We start from the raw sequence: 17,687 nt of genomic DNA on the forward strand, positions 1-17,687 counted from the left end.
CGCAGAGGTGTGAACGGTAAAACCCGGTCTACGCGACACGGAATACTTTCATGACTTCATCCCCTAAATGGTTGATCACCTTCACGGCTATACGGCCCGATTTTGGCTTTGGAAATGGGCGCGATACATCGCTGTTGAGCGACTCCCAGGCTTCCTGATTGATCTCCGCCTTCAATGTGGTTTTGAGTGCCTTGTAGGGGTCGTTTGCGCCCAGGAAATACGCCTGACGGACAAAAAAGCTCTCTTCGTTGTAGTCGGTGTCGATAAACCAGCAGGCAATGCCCTCTGCCCCGTCGGAGCGTACCTCGCCGGTGTTGGGGTGAAACACATCGACCCCGTTGATCTTCACCTGTACCATTTCTTTGTCGGGGTGCAGCACGTCGATATCCGGCTCGCCGAAGACGACGAAGAGGTTGCCTTTGCCGGTGTTCTTGAGATCGTCGGCCATGTGCAGGTCGGCGTTCATGCGGGCTTTCAGTACGGGTATACTGCCAAGTTTGTTGAAGTCGGTGGCGTGGGCTTCGTAGTTGAAGGCGCAGGCAATGAGCACATCGAAACCGGCGTCGCCACACTCGCGGGCAGCGGCTACCAGATCGGCGCGCTGGACGGTGCCGAACTCCGGACCGATGAAAATGCCCGCCCGCCGTTCCTGATCCCCTTCCGGGTACCGACCTTCGGCGCAGATCAGATCGCCGGGCCAGCCGGTGAGGGCGGTAAACGTAATGCGGTCTTCTTTATGCGCCTGCTGAACACCCGCAGTGCGGAGGTTTTCGAGAATCATCTGCTCGAAGGTACGTTCAACGCCCCCGTAGGCCCTGGCGCGGTTGTTGACCTGGAGCGGGTCTATGAGTTCATCGTTTTCATCGACGCCCAGCATCCGGTGCGGGCTGAGACTCTCGACGGTGAACGGACCGGCCACGCGGACTTTCTTTTTGTCTTCGTAAGGTTTGTCGTAGAGGTACTCCGACTCGGCTTTGGCGGCAATGCTGGCGTCGATCTCCTTTTGCCGGGCAATGCGAGCCTGCCACCAATCGGCGTGTAGCTTCGTGGCCTCGTCTGACCAACTAGGTTTGGCCTCGCGGGGAATTTCCCACTCTTGCCAGTTATTGCCCAATTTGGTGTTGAGGGCTTCGCGTAGGGGCTCCAGTTTCTGTTGCCACTTATCCCAGATTACATTAATCTCAGCGTTGTTGGCAATGGATTTAAGCGTAATATGCGGTACCCGCTCATAGACGAAACCGTGACGGAGATTACCCCGCGTAGGTTGGGTACTGATGGCACTACGGGTGATTTCCGCTTCTTTTAACTGCCCATCAGGTGAATCGGCTAGATAATAGAATGGATAACGGGCACCCATGATGCGGGCACGAGCCAAAGCCAGCGAAACGCGCGATGTATCAATGGTAATCCACCTGCGGCCCCATTGTTCTGCTACGTAAGCCGCCGTGCCAGATCCGCATGTAGGGTCAAGGACTAGGTCGCCTGGATCGGAGGCCATGAGAATACAACGCTTTACTGCCTCAGTAGCAGTTTGAACTACATAAACTTTAGGGTCTGTCCTACTTTGTACACCGCCAATATCTAGCCACACATTTGTTCGAGGATAGATTGAGAAATCATCTAAAAATCGTACGTATCGGATTGACTTACCCTCATGAATAATACGTTCCGCTTTCGCTAAGTTGTTTAGCCCACCTACAGTCGTTTTCCAATGAAGTCCCGCAGACGGTTGCCAAGACGAGTTTCGAAACTGGAACTTCTGTTTCTCCAATTGTGTTGACTCGCCTTGCGACGTCAGCTGATCTGACGTCGCAAGGCGAGTCAACACAATTGGAGAATTTTTGAGTGCGTCAATGGAAGATGCAGGTCTGTATTTTGATGCCCCTTCTCCACCAGCCTGCTTCACATCGTACAAACTACGATACTTCATATTTGGCGCTGACTTTGCAAACCAAATCAGGTAATCGCAAACAGAGGAAAGGTAATTACCAGAGAAGCCTGTGGTCTTTGCATACGCAATCAAACCGACAAAATTCTCATCCCCAAACACCTCATCCATAACGGCACGCACCCGGTGAACGTTTTCGTCGCCAATCTGCACGAAAATGGAGCCCGAGTCGGTGAGCAGGTCACGGGCTACGGTCAGGCGGTCACGCAGGTACGTTAAGTAGCTGTGGATGCCGTCGCGCCAGGTATCGCGGAAGGCTTTTACCTGTTCGGGTTCGCGGGTGATGTGGTCGGTTTTACCATCTTTTACATCACGGCTCGTGGTGCTCCACTGAAAGTTGGAGTTGAACTTGATGCCGTAAGGGGGGTCGAAGTAGATGCACTGAACCTTGCCGCGCAGGCCCTCACGCTCGGCTAAACTCGCCATTACCTGTAAGGAGTCGCCCAGAATCATTCGGTTGGTCCAGTGCTGATCATGCTGGTAGAATTCCGTTTTATCCACGCCATTAGGAATGCCGTTGAAGTCGGAAAACAGATCGGCCACGAGTTTACCCTGCGCGTGTTCCTGCGCCTTGCTCTGTCGTAATAGGTCGTCAATGAGGGCTTTAGGCTGTACTTTCTCCTGAATATACAGCGGGGGAGCCTGTACCATAAGATTGCTCCAGTCCTGCTCGTCTTTACCACGCCACACCAATTGTGGGTCCAGGTCGCGATTGCGCCGTTCGTAGGCTACCTGAACAGGGTCTTTGGCAGCCCGCTGCATCATGGATTGGTATTCCGCCGTCGGGATGTTTTTGCGCGTTTCGTCCTCGTGGGTAAAGGACGTAATGAGTTTATCAGTAGGGGTATTTTTTGCCATTATAAGGTCTCAACCGGTAAGGTTGCGTCGATCAGTTCGTGTAATTGCCGTTCTACTTTGGCCGCAAAGTCAGCTTCAATTTCGTAGACGGCCCTAAATTCGGCGAAGGCCCAGCGGCCATATTGTTTGCTGTTGTTTACGCCGGGTATCCAGTAAGTATCCATGGTGGTTTTCTTCACTTTGGCATCTTCGCGCCGGTAGCCTTTTATCTCTACAATCAGATTCAGTAAGTCGTCGGGGCCATGTCCGTCGTCAACCAGCACAATAAAGTCGGGGATGTAGGTCCGGTTTTCGGAGCCAAAGCGGTAGGGTACCGTCAGGCCCAGGTTATGGTTTTTCACATAGGCCTTCACACGCGGGTGTTGCTCTACCACGCGGCAGAATTCGGCCTCCCAGTCGCTATCCAGAATGACCCAGTTGATGTGGCATTTCCGGGCGTCGGTTTCCCAGCGGTCCAGTTGCGAGGTATTGAAGTTCACAAAGCGGGTGGAGCCAATGGGGTTATAGGGGTCGGTGATGACCTTGATGGGTTTCTGGCCCACCAACGCGCTCGTAATACCCGCTGTAATATGCTCGCAAGCCCTATCGGCCAGCGTTTTGTAATGGAGCTGAGCTGGGTACGTGCCACCGGTGCATACCAGACAGGTGTCGAGCCACTGCTTGCAAATCCGTTTCAACTGCCCGAACAGGTGCAGCTTGGGGGCTTCGCCGGGGTCGCGAAACTTCGTAAACAGCAGATGGGACGTCAGTTCGTATAGCACCTGCGAGGGGCGCACATCACCCGTATGGACGAGGTTCAGGTCAACACGTTCACCAATGATGCCGGATTGCTGGGTTTCTGTAGCGCCAACCAGATCGGGCGTCAGTTCCATAACCGAGTCTTCGGTAAAAATGGCGGTCAGACGTTCTTCGGGTAAATCCACTTTATAGCCTTCCACGCGGGGAAATCGGATTTCGAGATGGTCACGTTCCGGCTTCATGGCCCGCACCTGAATGGTTTCGCGGGGTTTCTGCGGTTTGGAAATGACGGGTTTGGCCGTAAAGTCGAACGGGATACCCAGCACATCGGCGTATTCGGTATTGAACAGTCCTTCTTCGTTAAGCTCGTAGGACTGCCGACGCAATGCCCGGCCAATGACCTGTTCGCACAGTAGTTGCGTACCAAAGGCCCGCACGCCCAGCACGTGGGTGACGGTGTTGGCATCCCAGCCCTCGGTGAGCATCGACACCGACACCACGCAACGGATGGAGCCACCCAACTTGTCGGGTCGACCAACGGTGTTCATGACCTCGCGCAGCAGTTCCTGATCGGAAATATTCTTGCCATCCTCCGCATTCCCCGACCGTTCAACGATTTCCCGACGGAACTTCTCGATTTCAGGAGCGGCCATCTGGCGAAAGTTATCATCCAGTGCCTCGCCTGATTCCAGTTGTTCGCTGTCGATCAGGAGCGTGTTGGGCCGGGCCAGTGGATTGCCGTTCTCATCGAAATTGCGGAACAACGGCAGCCGACCGGCCACAAAGCTTTCGGACTCGTCGGAGTTGGGCCGGATAAAGCCGGAGATATAATCGTACACCAGTTTTGAGGTGGACGTATTGTTGCACACCACAATAAAGCAGGGCGGAACCTTGATGCCCGACTCGACCCAGAGTTTGTACGTTTTCTCATAGTGGCCATACAAGGCTTCGAGGGCCGTCTGTAGTTGGGGCGGCAGGCTTAACGGGTCTAGCTCAGCGCCTTTCCCGCGCCCTTTCTTCGGCATTTTGGTGCGAATATGCTCCCAAAGGTTGCGGAACATAGGCATTTCTCCTCCCGGAATGTTATCGGCAACGGGTACACGGGGGAGTTTCACGATACCACACTCGATGGCATCCATCAGCGAAAAGTCGCTCATGGTCCAGGGAAACAATGTTCCTTCTACATACCCGGACCCGCTCAGGAAGAAAGGTGTAGCCGAGAGGTCCATGACCCGAATAATGCCCAGCTTTCGCTTAACAGCTTCCAGGCCGGAGATCCAGAGCCGGGCCGCTTCCCGGTTTTGTTCGGCTTCGGCTTTATCTTCGCCCGTCAGGTCGGCCACATCTTCCTCGGCCTGGGGCTTTTCCCGGTAGCAGTGGTGGGCTTCGTCGTTGATGGCCATGATGTTCTTCATCCCCATCAGATCGGGCATCACCCGCTGAATCATCTGGCCTTCGGTCTCCAGGGTATCAAGAGCCTCCCCGTTTTTCCCCTGAAGCAGTAACCGGCCCCCTTTCGAGATGTCGATCCGTTCGCGAAGCTTGAAGGCGTGGTAGTTCGTAATTACGATCTTGGCCCGTTGCAGGTCATCGAGCATATCAGGCGGCACCAGTTCCCGGCTGGCATAGTAGCTCTCCGGGTCATTGGGCATCAGCACTCGCAGGCGGTCCTTTATGGTAATGCCGGGGGTTACGATCAGGAATCCGCGCGTGAAGTTTTTGCTCTGTGGTCGACGCACGGCATTGATCGTTTGCCAGGCAATGAGCATGGCCATAACGGTCGTTTTCCCTGCTCCGGTCGCCAGTTTCAGTGCAACACGCATCAGCTCCGGATTGGCGTCCAGATTGGCGTTGGCAAGGCGCTCCAGAATGGCTTTGCCTGTTTTGGAGTTACCTGCCACCTCCGACAGCCAGATGGCCGTTTCAACCGCTTCTACCTGACAGAAGAACGGTCGTATACTGCTAAATGGATGGTTACGCCAGTGTTGCAGGAGCCGAGCTGTTTCGGGCGTCACCTGCCACTGATTCGGGTTGGGCAAACTCCGCCACTTCTCTACTTCCTGACGTACCTGATTGATATAGGGCGTGGGGTCGTACTCCTGTTTAGTTGTCGACAGCCCCTTTCCTTCATCGAATACGATGGATTGCTGGTTTTCGGCTCGTTTCCGCTTCCGTGGCTTCGGGATGGGGGTTATAAACTCGGCAGGTCGCCGGTCATGAATGATGTTTTGTGTAGGCTGACCATCTTTATCCAGCTCCCAATGGCGGGTTGGGTAGGCGTAAGGAGAATTAAGAATGGGTTTCTCAAAGAAAGGGTTCTGCATACTAAAGGTCTATCCTATACGAATAGTTATTTGTCTTTGTGACTGCGTAACTGGATAGCCAGGTGGCCGTTGCCGCATTCCTGTAGGATTGAAATGAATTGCATGCAATAAAGGGGAAAGCATTATCCTGGAGCGCATACGATGTATCGGGTTTAATGGTGCAGTGAAACTTCAGAAACGAAATCTACCATAAAAGTGCCTATAATAAAAAAGGCATTTTTGGTCTTTGGGCCGTATGTTCTGCGCTTTGTTCGTTTTCAGGACGTTACTGTTGACCAAAATATATGGTCTGCTGTAGGATATTGCTATTAAGCAGGAAGGCGGGTATCTGATGGATACCCGCCTTCCTGCTTAATACTAGTAACGTGTTGCCAGAGACTACTTTCCGATACAGAATGTAATTACATGTTATAACTGATTGATAGTCAATTATATATAAGAGAGTATTATTTTGCGTGGTACAGATAGGATACAAAACTTGTAGAGTGCTTTTGGGTAGACTAAGCTCTGTCACTACAACTATCATATTGAAGGAAGACCTTGTGCAGTATATGGTTCATTTACTAAATAAAGTAAAAAAATTTGCATTTGAAAAAAAGGTTCACATAATTCACATTTGGTTAAAACCACACCCAAACCCCTGACTATGAAAGGCATATACGAACAATTTGGTGACATAAATGTGTATGTAGCTCCTACATCTGAAATTTCTGAATCTAATGAAGTAAAGTTAGATGAAAAAAAAGGCGGTATTAAAGCTTCTACAACGTCTGCTGGTCACTCAACTGAGTTTAGAGTAGGTTTAAAAAAAGCTGTTGGGGAAATAATTCGCTCCTTCGGAAAAGAATTAAATGAGTATATAGATGAATCTAGCCCTAACGAGTTAGAAATTGAGATTTCAATAAGTTTGTCTGCGGGAGGTTGGATAATTGGTGTGCAAACAGAAGGCACAGCAAAAGTTACAATGAAATGGAAAAAGAGCTAGTAATACTTGTTCTAATAAGTGACTTATATTTCCTTTCTTATATCCACTACCTAGCATCAAAGTAATGAAAGAATTGCAAAAAGAAGCAATAGTAAAAGTATCTATTAAAAACTCTTGGCAAACAGGTTGGTTTTTTTCAAGCAACGGTCTGATAATGACGGCAGGACATGGTTTCTCTGATATAGAAAATCCAAATTTGCTGCATTATAATATTTTTACCAATAGCGGAAGGGAATCTTTAGAAGCAGAATTAATTGAAAGTCAATATGTCGAAGAAAAAGCTATTGACTATGCAATACTTAAAGTAGTTGAAAGTAGTTATAAAAGATTTAAATCTCTAAGGATACCTTACATACCTTTAAAAGATTTCTCTATAAAATATATTAATAAACTTTTTGTAACTAAAGGCTTTTCGGAAGATATTTCAGAAGATATAGGCTTTACCTTCTCTGGTAAAGTTATAGATAAAGTAAAGCTGAAAAGTAATGACGATTATTGGATACAATTAAGGATTGATTCTATCCATGATTGGGGCGGTGTTAGTGGTGCCCCAATTATAGTTAATAATTATGCTATTGGTTTGCAAAGTGGTCAGGTTGACAAAGCAAAGGTGCATTGTTTAGCTGCGGCCTTCAACAATATAAAGAATAGGTACGTTAGAGAAAGTATTTATGGCGGAATCGGCCTAAATATTCAAGATGCTGTCAAACGTTTTAATTTAATACTAGTTCCACAACCTGAGTATATAGATAGATATACAATTTTTATAACAGATAGAAGTACAGTACAGAATGAAATATATTTATCTATTGCGAATGATGATGCGTTTGACGAAATAAATACTGTTATCATGCACCTTATGCAAAGATTTTCTGGATCTGAATATAATGGGTTGATAAAAAGGAGTAAAGTAAAGTTTAGTAGGATACAACGAAAATCGAGCGTTGATTTATTGAATTATCTAGAAACTTGGGGTAAAGAAAACGATCCTGCTTGGAAAAACCTTGTTCGGGTTATAATAGATATTGATGGAAATATTATTTCTAATCACAATAAGCCTGATAAATTAAACGAGTACTTAGATACATCATTTATTGTAGGAGTAGATATTAAGAAAACTAAAAATAAAAATAGTTTAAATACAAAAGTAGGGCCGTCATTTGATAAACAATATGAATTAGATTATGAAGATGAGAAAGAAAGCGATTCATCGAGAAGCTTTTTTAAAAAGGCAGTTCACAATATAATAGCAGATGTATTTTTAGATACATTATATTTTTACTCTCATCCAATAATACGGAGTTTATATTCTACCATCTCTGCAAAACAATCCTTTTCACAAGCGAAGGCAATCTTTGCAAGAGATAGCCAATTACTATCTTATGGGAATTCGATAAAAGATGACGATACGTTCATTACTTTCTCTTCATGCGCCCGAGATTCAGTTACGGACAAGTTGAACGGTGACAAGTTCATTGAAATTTGGAGTAGATTCGTTGATGGTGGTATTTTTAATAATACACCCACAAACAATAATCCTAATGGTCCAAATTCTAAAAACACAAATGAGCCAGAAAAAAACAAAAGAAAAATGCGAGAAGAGGAAATAATCGAAATACTTTTAAAGGCTCCTAAACTCGGAGGCCAATTGAGTAGGAGGAAAATATTAGGTGCTCTAAAAAAGTTTGATAGTTCTTTAGAGGAACCTTTTGCGTTTGTTGTGGTAACAAAACGTCCCAAAGATTCTAAGGCGCTACGGGGTATTACGAGTCATTTTGATAGGAAACCTGAGAATTTTAAATTAAAGATGTGTAAATTCTTTACAATTAATGATCTTAAACCTTTATTAGTCTACTCACATTTAATTAGAGTATTTTTATTTGGCAAGCACTAAAATGGTTTTGATATGGCTTACTCTTCTATTATTGAGCTTATTGGTATAAGGGAACTTGCTGAAGACGACCCTAAGGCTTTTATCGAAGCTATTAATAGTTTTAAAGGTCAAATTAATATTGCATTTAATGCAGTATTAACTGATAGTAATGAATTGTATTCATTTCAGGCTCATTTATTTAGAGATTATTGCTATATACAGTGTAATAATATTGATAAACTTCTTAAGTTTTTAGAGGAACTACGATATAATTTGCTTGTAGAAAAATCTTTTATGTTTAGAGCCGCTATTATAAAAGGAATTTTAAATTTAGATAAGAATGATGAAGATATTCAAATTGAAGATGAATATATAAAAGGAGTTGTGTTTACATACGGGTTTGGGGTAGAATCTTCAAAGCTATATGGTATTATTGAAAGGTTTAAAGGAGCAGGTATATTTATAGACGAAGACCTTAAAAATGAATTAAATGAATTCCTTGTTTTTCAAAACTACTATATTACTGACATATCTACTAGAAAATATCACCAATACTGGGATGTGCGTTTTAATAGTAAAGATCAAGTGTTTAACAAACTAAATAATGTTATAAAAAAAGTTTATGAATCGAGGGTTATTTCAAAAAAATTAGCTCGGTTTTATGTCCCGTTTTTAGTGAATCTTGCAAGGAATTTAGAATATAATATTGAAGACAAAAACTATACAAAAATTTTAGATGATTTTATTAAGCTTACAGTATTAGAAAAGTTAAAAGATATAGTGGGAATAGAACTTGTATATTTAACGTTAATTGAAAGAATATTCTCTGATGACGATAAAAAAAGTTTAAACAAAAATAATAATCCCGAAGTTGAAAAAAAAATAGAAGATTTGATTATAAAATTAAGTAAAAATAATTGGCTTCTAGAGATTTTAAGAGCAGATAATAAATTTCACAGTATCCCTCAAGAAATAATAAATAGTAAAACTAGGCGGAAAGCATTAAGAGAGTTTGCTGTAAAATCTACTGTTTCATAGTTTTAGTACTCAAGTATATTAATTATTTACTGGGATACAATTAAAGGGGTAGAACTCACTTGAGTTCCTCTTTTTAAGAGACCGAGAAAAACAAAGAGGGATTTCTATAAACTTGCGTTGTAGTCCTCATCGGGTTCAGGTATTCGTTTACCGCCTGAATGGTCAACGATTTGAAAAACGGTGTTTGGCGGTGCTTCAGCTAAATCGTTAGGCGTAAGCGGGTGCTGGCTACCGTCTTTACCAACACCGTACACCGTCCCGGCTATGGTATCATTTACAATCCATCGGTACGGACTGTTTACTTGTTGCTGACTGGTTCGATACTGCTGCAAACTGTCGGTATTACCTGCAAACAGATCGGCAAGCAATTGGCGTTTGCCGTTCAAGGTATTCCGACTCATCTTGATTCAGGTACTTTTCTACGGCCATTGTCTGGAATCATACAAATAGTTAACGACTCATACCGTGTGAAAGCCTGAATATCTTTATAAGGCATAGTTACTCGCTTGCCTTTATGATGAAAACTAACAACCTCATCGGGGCCGGGGTTGAATGCTTCAAACTGATAGATAATAACGACAGCACCGGGGTTTTTAGACTGGCGTAATTTGTTTAAGGTTTCAACACTAGCTTTCCCATCTACAATCTTCATAAGCAAAGCAATCTTTTCAATTCGTTTCATGCCTTTATTATTATTGTTATATATAGTTTATTTTAAATCATTTTCAACGGGAAATCTACTTCTATATTGTAACAGATAATTGATTGTAATTTTACTTTTTTTAGGACGATGATTTGTTACGAAAAGAAATGTGTTAAGAAACATGGAGATTTATGCTAATGAAACTCGATATATTTTTCATGATCTACCTTTTGTCCATTAAAAGACATCTCTGTTCCGAAATTTATCAATTTATCATTTTCGATTTTTAGATTTACAAAATACACAAAACTACCATTGTACCATTTCACTTCAACAGCATATCCAGGTGTATCCATATTAGCTAGTTCAGGACAAAAAGTTGTAGTATATAATGGATAGGTATTATTTTTTGCTAAACTACCAATGTTATCAAAATGATGTACAGAGATTCTATTATTAAGTTCGTCTACGGTTGGGGGCCTAAGACCAACGGATAATCCGTCTCTAAAATGCACAACTCCTAATTGCATCATTTCTCTTCCCCAAAGATCGTGAAATACTACTCGTATATTTTGTAGTGCGTATTTGTTGGGATTATAAAGATCAAAGTTTAGGATAAAATATTTTTTTCTAGATACTTCATGTGTTACCAGTCCACTGCTGTAAATTCTTAGCACTGGTCTACTTTCACCTCCAGTAATTTCATTCTTTAATTCACCTTGAAGGTCAATAATTTTCTTATTAGCATTATTTAAATCTATATATACTTTCTCTAATTCATCTGTTTTCTTTAGGCTTTTCAGTTGCAAGATTTTTATTTCTTTTTGTGCCGCTTCTACTTTTAGCCTATTTGATTCAGCTTCCTTTTCTTCTTCTTTTTTATCTTTCCATTGAGCAACTGCTGCGACTATGGCAATTAATCCTGCTAAAACTCCTGCGAGTAAAGATAAATTTACTTTTTCAACAAGATCTTCCAATGCATTTGTAAAGTTTAAAAAATCCATAAGTTGATTATTAATATGGTTTATAATCTCACTAAGATTACTCTGACTAAAATCTGCTATAGCTAACTTAGTAATGATTAGTTCAAAGTATCTTTTCGAAGTTTAATTCAAATATGATACTTTTATAAAATTAGGGTGTTTGAGCATACAGAATTTTAATTGTCGTAAGGTATGTCTCTATTCATTTTTTTATTCGGGTAGCGGTCGTAGCATTTTACCGTACAATCCGAATAAACGTCAATATGATAGGTCGGTTCGTTGGGGCTTTGCTCCATAGGGTTGTCGTCAGTTCCGAGATTTAACGTCAGGTATATTGGCTCTTGACTTTGCCTTAAATCGGCTAGCTGTTTAGATGTGACCGTACCTTTTATTAACGCCGTCAGTAATAGAACCTTTTCAGTTCGCTTCATAGCTAGCTGTTATCAAATGGCTTTAAAACGGGCGGCTTTGTAGCTATACAATTGCTCAAGACTCATTGCACCAAAGTTAGGCATTGGCGGAGGTAATACCCCTTTTTGCCGGTATTGCTTTTGCCGTATACGCTCGTATTCGGTTTGTAACTCTTCGTTTGTCCATTGTGATAAGTCAGGACTAAGCGGTTTTCTTAGGCTGGCTAAAGGGGCCGTTTGCCCCTCTAACAGCTTGAGTAAGATTCGTGTCTTTAATGACCGATTTAGGCCCATAAACTTCATGGTTAGTCTAGTTTAGCCATTGCCTTATTTAATAAGTCGTCTACCTGTTCGTCCGTCAGCGTCGATAGGTCTATTTTCTGTTCCCGTTGTTTGGGCACTACGTATTCCATGAATTTAAGATAGGCGGCTACCCGGTCTTTTGGCTCTAACGCTTCTAAATCGGCTTCAATCGAATCAAACTGGTTGTCGATTAGCGCGGCTATTTTCGATTTAATATCAAGGGTTGCCCGGTTGGTACTGCCTGTTTTCCGACCGCCTGTTTTTTCGCGTCCTTTTTCGAAAGCCATAATAAGGAGTTAGTTTTTATGGGTGTAGATCGTTTCTTTTTTGCTGGCGGCAACGCCTAACCATTCGGGTAAACCTTTCTTTGGTTCATCCTCTGTTTGTTCAGATCGGAGTTCAACGCTGTTAAGTTTGGGCATTACATAGGGTAACAGAGCGGTAAGTAATCGCGCCCGGTCGGTGGGTTCCATTGCGGCCAATGTATCTGGCAACTCATCTAAAGAGGTTTGAACAATGGCCTGTAATTGGTGCCGTAATTCCTTTACAGCCTTGTTCGGGGTTCCGGTTGTTCGACCGCCGGTTTTGCTCCGTCCTGTTTCAAATGGCATGAGAAATTCTATTTTTATTCTATTTCAGAATGAAACCCTTTAATATATTCCGGTTGGCGGGGTTGCAAGTAGGTTGCTTTTTGCCTTACTTGGTACCCCTTTAAATATACAAAAAAGAATGCAGCTTACCGCCCGCACACCGGCAAAATCCCTTGATCGTGTTTATGCTCTCCAACCCGCTACCCGTGAACAAATTGAGCGATTTAAAACCAGTTACCTAAAGCTCTTACCCCTCATAAATGAGAAGGAAAGTGAAGAGAATGTAAAAGACCACTTGATGGACTTTTTGAAAGAGGTCTATTACCGGGATGCTCACGTTGTTGCGCCAAAAGGTAAAACGGATTTTGTCATTCACTTAGGCAAGGACGCCACTACTCAGGCCGGGGTACTGTTTGAAGTTAAGCGTCCGGCCAACAAGGGCGAAATGATAACCCGGCAAAACCTCAACGTTAAAGCCTTTCACGAACTACTTCTATACTACTTTCAAGAACGGCAACGCTCCCAAAACAGCGACATTCGGCATTGTGTCATTACCAACGTATTCGAATGGTTCATCTTTGACGCGGCTTTGATTGATCGGCTATTCTACCGTAACGCTCATTTAACCAAAGAGTACAAAGCCTGGGCAACGGGCCAAAAGGTCAGCAAGAACAATGACCTGTTCTATAATGAAATTGTAAAGCCCTTTTTGGCCGAACTAACCGACGAAATACCGTTTACCTATTTCGATATACGGGACTATCAGAAAATAGTAGCCGATGCCGATAAGGTAAACGATAAGGCTTTACTGTCTCTCTATAAAATACTGTCTCCTACGCATTTGCTGAAGTTGCCAACGGCTACCGATAGCAACCGCCTAAACCCTAAATTCTATTCTGAACTATTACACCTCATCGGCTTAGAGGAGGTCAAAGAAGGCGGTAAAAAAGTCATACGGCGCAAAGAAGCGGGCAAACGGGATGAGGGTTCATTACTTGAAAATACGTTAATCGAACTGGATTCATCCGGTAAGTTCTACCAGCTTCACGACCGTAGCCAGTATGGAGCAACAACGGATGAGCAACTGTTTAGCGTTGCGTTGGAACTATGTATTACGTGGGTCAATCGGATTCTATTTTTAAAGCTGTTAGAGTCGCAATTGGTCAAGTATCACAGCGGCAACAAAGACTATACCTTTCTAAACCGGGAAACGATACCCGATTTTGACGAACTCAATAAACTATTCTTTCGCGTATTGGCCCGTAAACCGTCCGAACGGCAAGCATCCATTCAAACCAAGTTTGGCCGGGTTCCGTACCTGAATAGCTCGCTGTTTGAGACAACGGAATTAGAAAATGATAGTATAGGGGTCAACCAACTAGATAACGGCCTAACGTTGCCCATACTTCGTAACAGTGTTCTTAGTGATAACCCGGCTTATAAAAACACCAAAGAGGTAAGTACGCTGGCTTACCTGTTTGCCTTCTTAGACGCGTATGATTTTGCATCAGAGAGCCGGGAAGAAATACAGGAGAAGAACCGGACGCTGATTAATGCCAGTGTACTAGGGTTGATCTTTGAGAAGATAAACGGCTACAAAGACGGTTCCTTCTATACGCCGGGCTTCATTACGGAGTATATGTGCCGCGAAACCATCCGTAAAGCGGTCGTTCAAAAGTTCAACGATGCCAAAGGCTGGGATTGTAAAGACTTTGCCGACCTCGAAAACAAAGACCTTGACCGGGCTGAAGCCAATACCCTGATTAATGAAGTTCGCATTTGCGACCCTGCCGTTGGTTCAGGTCACTTTCTGGTGTCGGCCCTAAACGAACTGATAGCGGTAAAGTCTGACTTAGGCATCTTACAGGACGCAACCGGCAAGCGGATAAAGGATTATACCGTAAGCATCCTGAACGATGAACTGATTGTACAGGATGAGGACGAAACCCCGTTTCAGTATGTTTTGGGAGCAACGGGCAAACCGACCGCCGAACGCCAACGGGTACAAAAGACCTTGTTTCACGAAAAACAGTCTATCATTGAAAACTGCCTGTTTGGGGTCGATATAAACCCCAACTCCGTAAAGATTTGTCGGTTGCGGCTCTGGATTGAGCTATTAAAAAACGCCTACTATACCGATGAATCTGGCTTTACGGAACTGGAAACCTTACCCAACATTGATATAAACATTAAACAGGGGAACAGCCTATTAAGCAAGTTTAGCCTGACCGAAGATTTAAGCGACGTTTTCAAAAAGCAGAAGTTTAGCTTAAGAACGTATAAAGACGCGGTAACAGCTTACAAAGAAGTAAAGACAAAAGATGCTAAATCTGAACTTCAACGCTTCATTAACGAAATAAAAAGCCAGTTCCGCGAAACGGTATCTAATAGAGACCCCAAACGAAAAAAATTAGCCGACCTGCGTGGGCAACGGGTCTTGCTGAATAACAATATTGATATTTTCGGCAACCCAATAAAAGACCCTAAACTGGTTGCCGCCGAAATTAGCCGAACAGACAAGTACATTGAACAAATTGAAACAGAAATAGCAAACATTGAAAACAACGCCCTTTATCGCGGCTCGTTTGAATGGCGTTTTGAATTTCCTGAAGTACTGAATGATAAAGGTGATTTTGTTGGATTTAATGCGATTATCGGCAACCCACCTTATGGAGATTTATTTTCAGTTAAAGAAAAGGAGTATATTAAAAATTCATATAAAACCTATCAGTATAAATTTGATGCTTACATATACTTTAGTGAATTAGGGCTTAAAATAGCAAGCGATAAAGGCATCTTATGCTACATAGCACCTGAACTATGGCTGAACCTTGAAACAACTCAAAAACTTAGAGATTATATTGCAAATAATGCTTTTTTAGCAACAGTTAATGTGTGGGGCGAAAATGTCTTTGAAGATGCAGTTGTAAATACAGCAACTTTTCTTTGTCAAAAATCGGTAACAAACGAATATTTTGAAATTACTTATCGTCAGAATAGCTGGAAAATACAGCTTTCAGAATGGAAACTTAACATAAATAAAAAAATCGAGTACAGGATTCCCCCAATAATATATTCTTTGATTCAGAAAATAGAACAAAATTCTTTCAGGCTTTCTGAATATGGTGAAGTCATTCAAGGTATTACTCCTTATGATAGCTATCGGGGGCACAGTAAAGAAACTATTAAAAACCGCGTTTTTCATTCTAATCAATTTATAGATGATACATCAGGCAAATGGTTAGATGGTAAGCATATAGAAAGGTATGTCCAAAAATGGGGTGGTGAATGGTTAAGATATGGCGAATGGCTTGCCGCCCCACGTGAAAAGAGATTTTTCGAAGGGAATAGAATTTTATTTCGTGAGATTCCGGGTGTAAACAAGCGTATACAAGCTTGCGCTGTTAAAGAGGTATATTATCATGGTCATAGTATTAGCCCCTTTAAACCTTTTGAAATTCATACATCTAAAATCCCTTTTATAATTGGTTGTTCTAATTCAAAACTTATAAGTTTTTACGGTCAAAAAACCTTGCCAAATTTCGGGAAAGATATATTTCCAAAACTAAATCCAAGTGATATAAAACAAATTCCGATTGTTAAAGCAGATAATCAAGAACAAGAAGAAATTTCAGATATAGTCAATAAAATCCTAACCGCTAAAGCTATTGATTCAACCGCTGATACCTCCGCTTTAGAAGCGGAGATTGATAGTTTAGTTTATGGGTTGTATGGGTTGACGGATGAGGAAATAGCAATAGTTGAAGGGAAATCCGTTTTTTGATTCAAAAAATGTAACTAGTAGGCGTTCAACTTGAATTTAATTTGTCTAAATATTAAAATAATCAATTATGAAGTTTACATTACTTGCACTGTCTTATTTTGCTATTTCGCTTCTTTGTGACTCACAACCAAAAATAAAAAATACCAATAAAATTGTTTTAACAAGTAATAAAGTTAATACAAACTGGATTGGGACTTGGAGGTTTGAAGATACCGGAGTAGAGTACGTTTTGAAAATTGATGAAAAATACAGAGGGATGAATCTTTGTAAATATACAGCAATAGGCATCCAGACTTGGTATGAGTTAGAGTGTCAAGGGTATGATAAAGGTGATTCGTTTGAATTATATTTTAGGTCAGTGAATGATGGCTCGTTTATGATTGCAGATAAAATAAATCTTAACAAACCCGCATTAACATTGAAACTTCGGAATGGTAAAGTAATTACATATTGGAATCAACTTTTTAACAACTATGAAGGTAATCATAGTGGACGGGTATGTTTTCGAAAGGTCAATCAAAAATAAACTCAGTACTCTTAATTATATGGTAGAAGATGAAGAAAATCCATATGCCACAAAAGATGGAGGGCCACGAAAAGGTAAGGATATGGAATGGAGCAATTGGCTAGATGAGCATAAGCCCCATTTGAAAGCAATCTGGCGTTTGCCTATAGAAGAGCGACAGGAACGAGCCATTGCCCGGCAATCGGTACAGCGACGCTGGGACGCTGAAGCCGGAAACTTTTACAGCGATGAAGAACACGAACGCCGTATACAGGAAGTAATGAAACTATACAATGCTATATGATTGGTTATAGATACTCGCTTTGTTTATAAGGCCCAATCAACCGGATACTGATTGCATGAATCAACCGTTAACCGCTCAAGTTGCGATTCATCCGGTTTAAGAATCGAACCGGGCCGGGCCAATTGTTCAGCTATAGTACGAACTATAACAGGGCGGGGGTTAGCCGGTCGGGAACTACCTTTTGCCTGTTCTTCTGGATAAATCGGTTTTGTTAAACCGTTGCGGATTCCATCCCGAATTGTTTTCTGTGACTTTGTAAAATTCGGCCACTCGCTTGCTACGGTTTCTAACGCATAAATAGCGGTTTGTTCATCTATTCGGCCCGTTGCGATATATCCACCGGCTAGGGTTGCCGCTTTCAATAGTGTTAGGTGTCGCTGGCCTTGTGTTGCCGCTTCAGC

14 protein-coding genes and 1 pseudogene are annotated in these 17,687 nt (G+C 42.8%); 6 read left to right on the forward strand and 9 right to left on the reverse strand.

Translation table 11 applies throughout. From position 1 onward, the window contains the following. Nucleotides 1-28 precede the first annotated feature (28 nt). Both CRO74_RS30880 and CRO74_RS30885 read right to left on the reverse strand, forming a co-directional pair. On the reverse strand, nucleotides 29-2,806 hold the full coding sequence (locus tag CRO74_RS30880) for a site-specific DNA-methyltransferase (protein ID WP_097132143.1): 2,778 nt from the start codon (nucleotides 2,804-2,806) through the stop codon (nucleotides 29-31). Continuing rightward, a complete protein-coding gene (locus CRO74_RS30885; RefSeq protein ID WP_097132145.1) occupies nucleotides 2,806-5,868 on the reverse strand; it encodes a BPTD_3080 family restriction endonuclease in 3,063 nt (1,020 codons plus the stop codon). The genes CRO74_RS30880 and CRO74_RS30885 overlap by 1 nt, the downstream gene beginning before the upstream one ends. 646 nt (nucleotides 5,869-6,514) lie before the next feature. Between CRO74_RS30885 and CRO74_RS30890 the strand changes: the two genes are divergently transcribed. From CRO74_RS30890 to CRO74_RS30900, 3 genes are all read left to right on the forward strand, one after another. After that, nucleotides 6,515-6,853 (forward strand): hypothetical protein, encoded by a 339-nt coding sequence (locus CRO74_RS30890; protein WP_097132147.1) that lies wholly within the window; start codon nucleotides 6,515-6,517, stop codon nucleotides 6,851-6,853. A 64-nt stretch (nucleotides 6,854-6,917) separates the two neighbouring features. After that, nucleotides 6,918-8,747, forward strand: coding sequence for a S1 family peptidase (locus CRO74_RS30895; RefSeq protein ID WP_097132149.1), 1,830 nt, complete (start codon nucleotides 6,918-6,920; stop codon nucleotides 8,745-8,747). Between the two features lie 12 nt (nucleotides 8,748-8,759). Then, nucleotides 8,760-9,764 carry a hypothetical protein gene (locus tag CRO74_RS30900; protein ID WP_097132151.1) on the forward strand — a complete coding sequence of 335 codons (1,005 nt, stop codon included), beginning with the start codon at nucleotides 8,760-8,762 and terminating at the stop codon, nucleotides 9,762-9,764. A 104-nt stretch (nucleotides 9,765-9,868) separates the two neighbouring features. Here the strand turns inward: CRO74_RS30900 and CRO74_RS30905 are convergent, their stop codons facing one another. From CRO74_RS30905 to CRO74_RS30935, 6 genes are all read right to left on the reverse strand, one after another. Then, on the reverse strand, nucleotides 9,869-10,165 hold the full coding sequence (locus CRO74_RS30905; protein WP_097132153.1) for a hypothetical protein: 297 nt from the start codon (nucleotides 10,163-10,165) through the stop codon (nucleotides 9,869-9,871). Next, a complete protein-coding gene (locus tag CRO74_RS30910; protein ID WP_097132154.1) occupies nucleotides 10,162-10,446 on the reverse strand; it encodes a hypothetical protein in 285 nt (94 codons plus the stop codon). Before CRO74_RS30910 ends, CRO74_RS30905 begins: the two co-directional genes overlap by 4 nt. A 155-nt stretch (nucleotides 10,447-10,601) precedes the next feature. Next, nucleotides 10,602-11,411 (reverse strand): hypothetical protein, encoded by an 810-nt coding sequence (locus CRO74_RS30915; RefSeq protein WP_097132156.1) that lies wholly within the window; start codon nucleotides 11,409-11,411, stop codon nucleotides 10,602-10,604. 422 nt (nucleotides 11,412-11,833) lie between these two features. Then, entirely contained in the window at nucleotides 11,834-12,103 is a 270-nt protein-coding gene (locus CRO74_RS30925; RefSeq protein WP_097132159.1) for a hypothetical protein, read from the reverse strand. A 2-nt stretch (nucleotides 12,104-12,105) separates the two neighbouring features. Continuing rightward, entirely contained in the window at nucleotides 12,106-12,390 is a 285-nt protein-coding gene (locus CRO74_RS30930; RefSeq protein ID WP_097132161.1) for a hypothetical protein, read from the reverse strand. Between the two features lie 9 nt (nucleotides 12,391-12,399). Continuing rightward, complete coding sequence (locus tag CRO74_RS30935; RefSeq protein WP_097132163.1) at nucleotides 12,400-12,714, reverse strand: hypothetical protein; 315 nt, start codon at nucleotides 12,712-12,714, stop codon at nucleotides 12,400-12,402. A 118-nt stretch (nucleotides 12,715-12,832) separates the two neighbouring features. On the opposite strand from CRO74_RS30935, the gene CRO74_RS30940 reads away from it, so the two are divergent. The 3 genes from CRO74_RS30940 (at nucleotide 12,833) to CRO74_RS30950 (ending at nucleotide 17,286) form a co-directional block, all read left to right on the forward strand. Beyond that, nucleotides 12,833-16,477, forward strand: coding sequence for a type IIG restriction enzyme/methyltransferase (locus CRO74_RS30940; protein WP_097132166.1), 3,645 nt, complete (start codon nucleotides 12,833-12,835; stop codon nucleotides 16,475-16,477). A 67-nt stretch (nucleotides 16,478-16,544) separates the two neighbouring features. Next, nucleotides 16,545-17,003: a DUF5991 domain-containing protein gene (locus CRO74_RS30945; protein ID WP_097132168.1), complete on the forward strand. Its 459-nt coding sequence runs from the start codon at nucleotides 16,545-16,547 to the stop codon at nucleotides 17,001-17,003. Nucleotides 17,004-17,022: 19 nt separating this feature from the next. Beyond that, entirely contained in the window at nucleotides 17,023-17,286 is a 264-nt protein-coding gene (locus CRO74_RS30950; RefSeq protein ID WP_097132170.1) for a hypothetical protein, read from the forward strand. Nucleotides 17,287-17,309: 23 nt separating this feature from the next. Here CRO74_RS30950 and CRO74_RS31790 read toward each other — a convergent pair. Then, nucleotides 17,310-17,687, reverse strand: a pseudogene (locus CRO74_RS31790) (hypothetical protein); the annotation flags it as partial.

Origin of the sequence: Spirosoma fluviale (assembly GCF_900230225.1) — a bacterium.
GTDB lineage: Bacteria > Bacteroidota > Bacteroidia > Cytophagales > Spirosomataceae > Spirosoma > Spirosoma fluviale.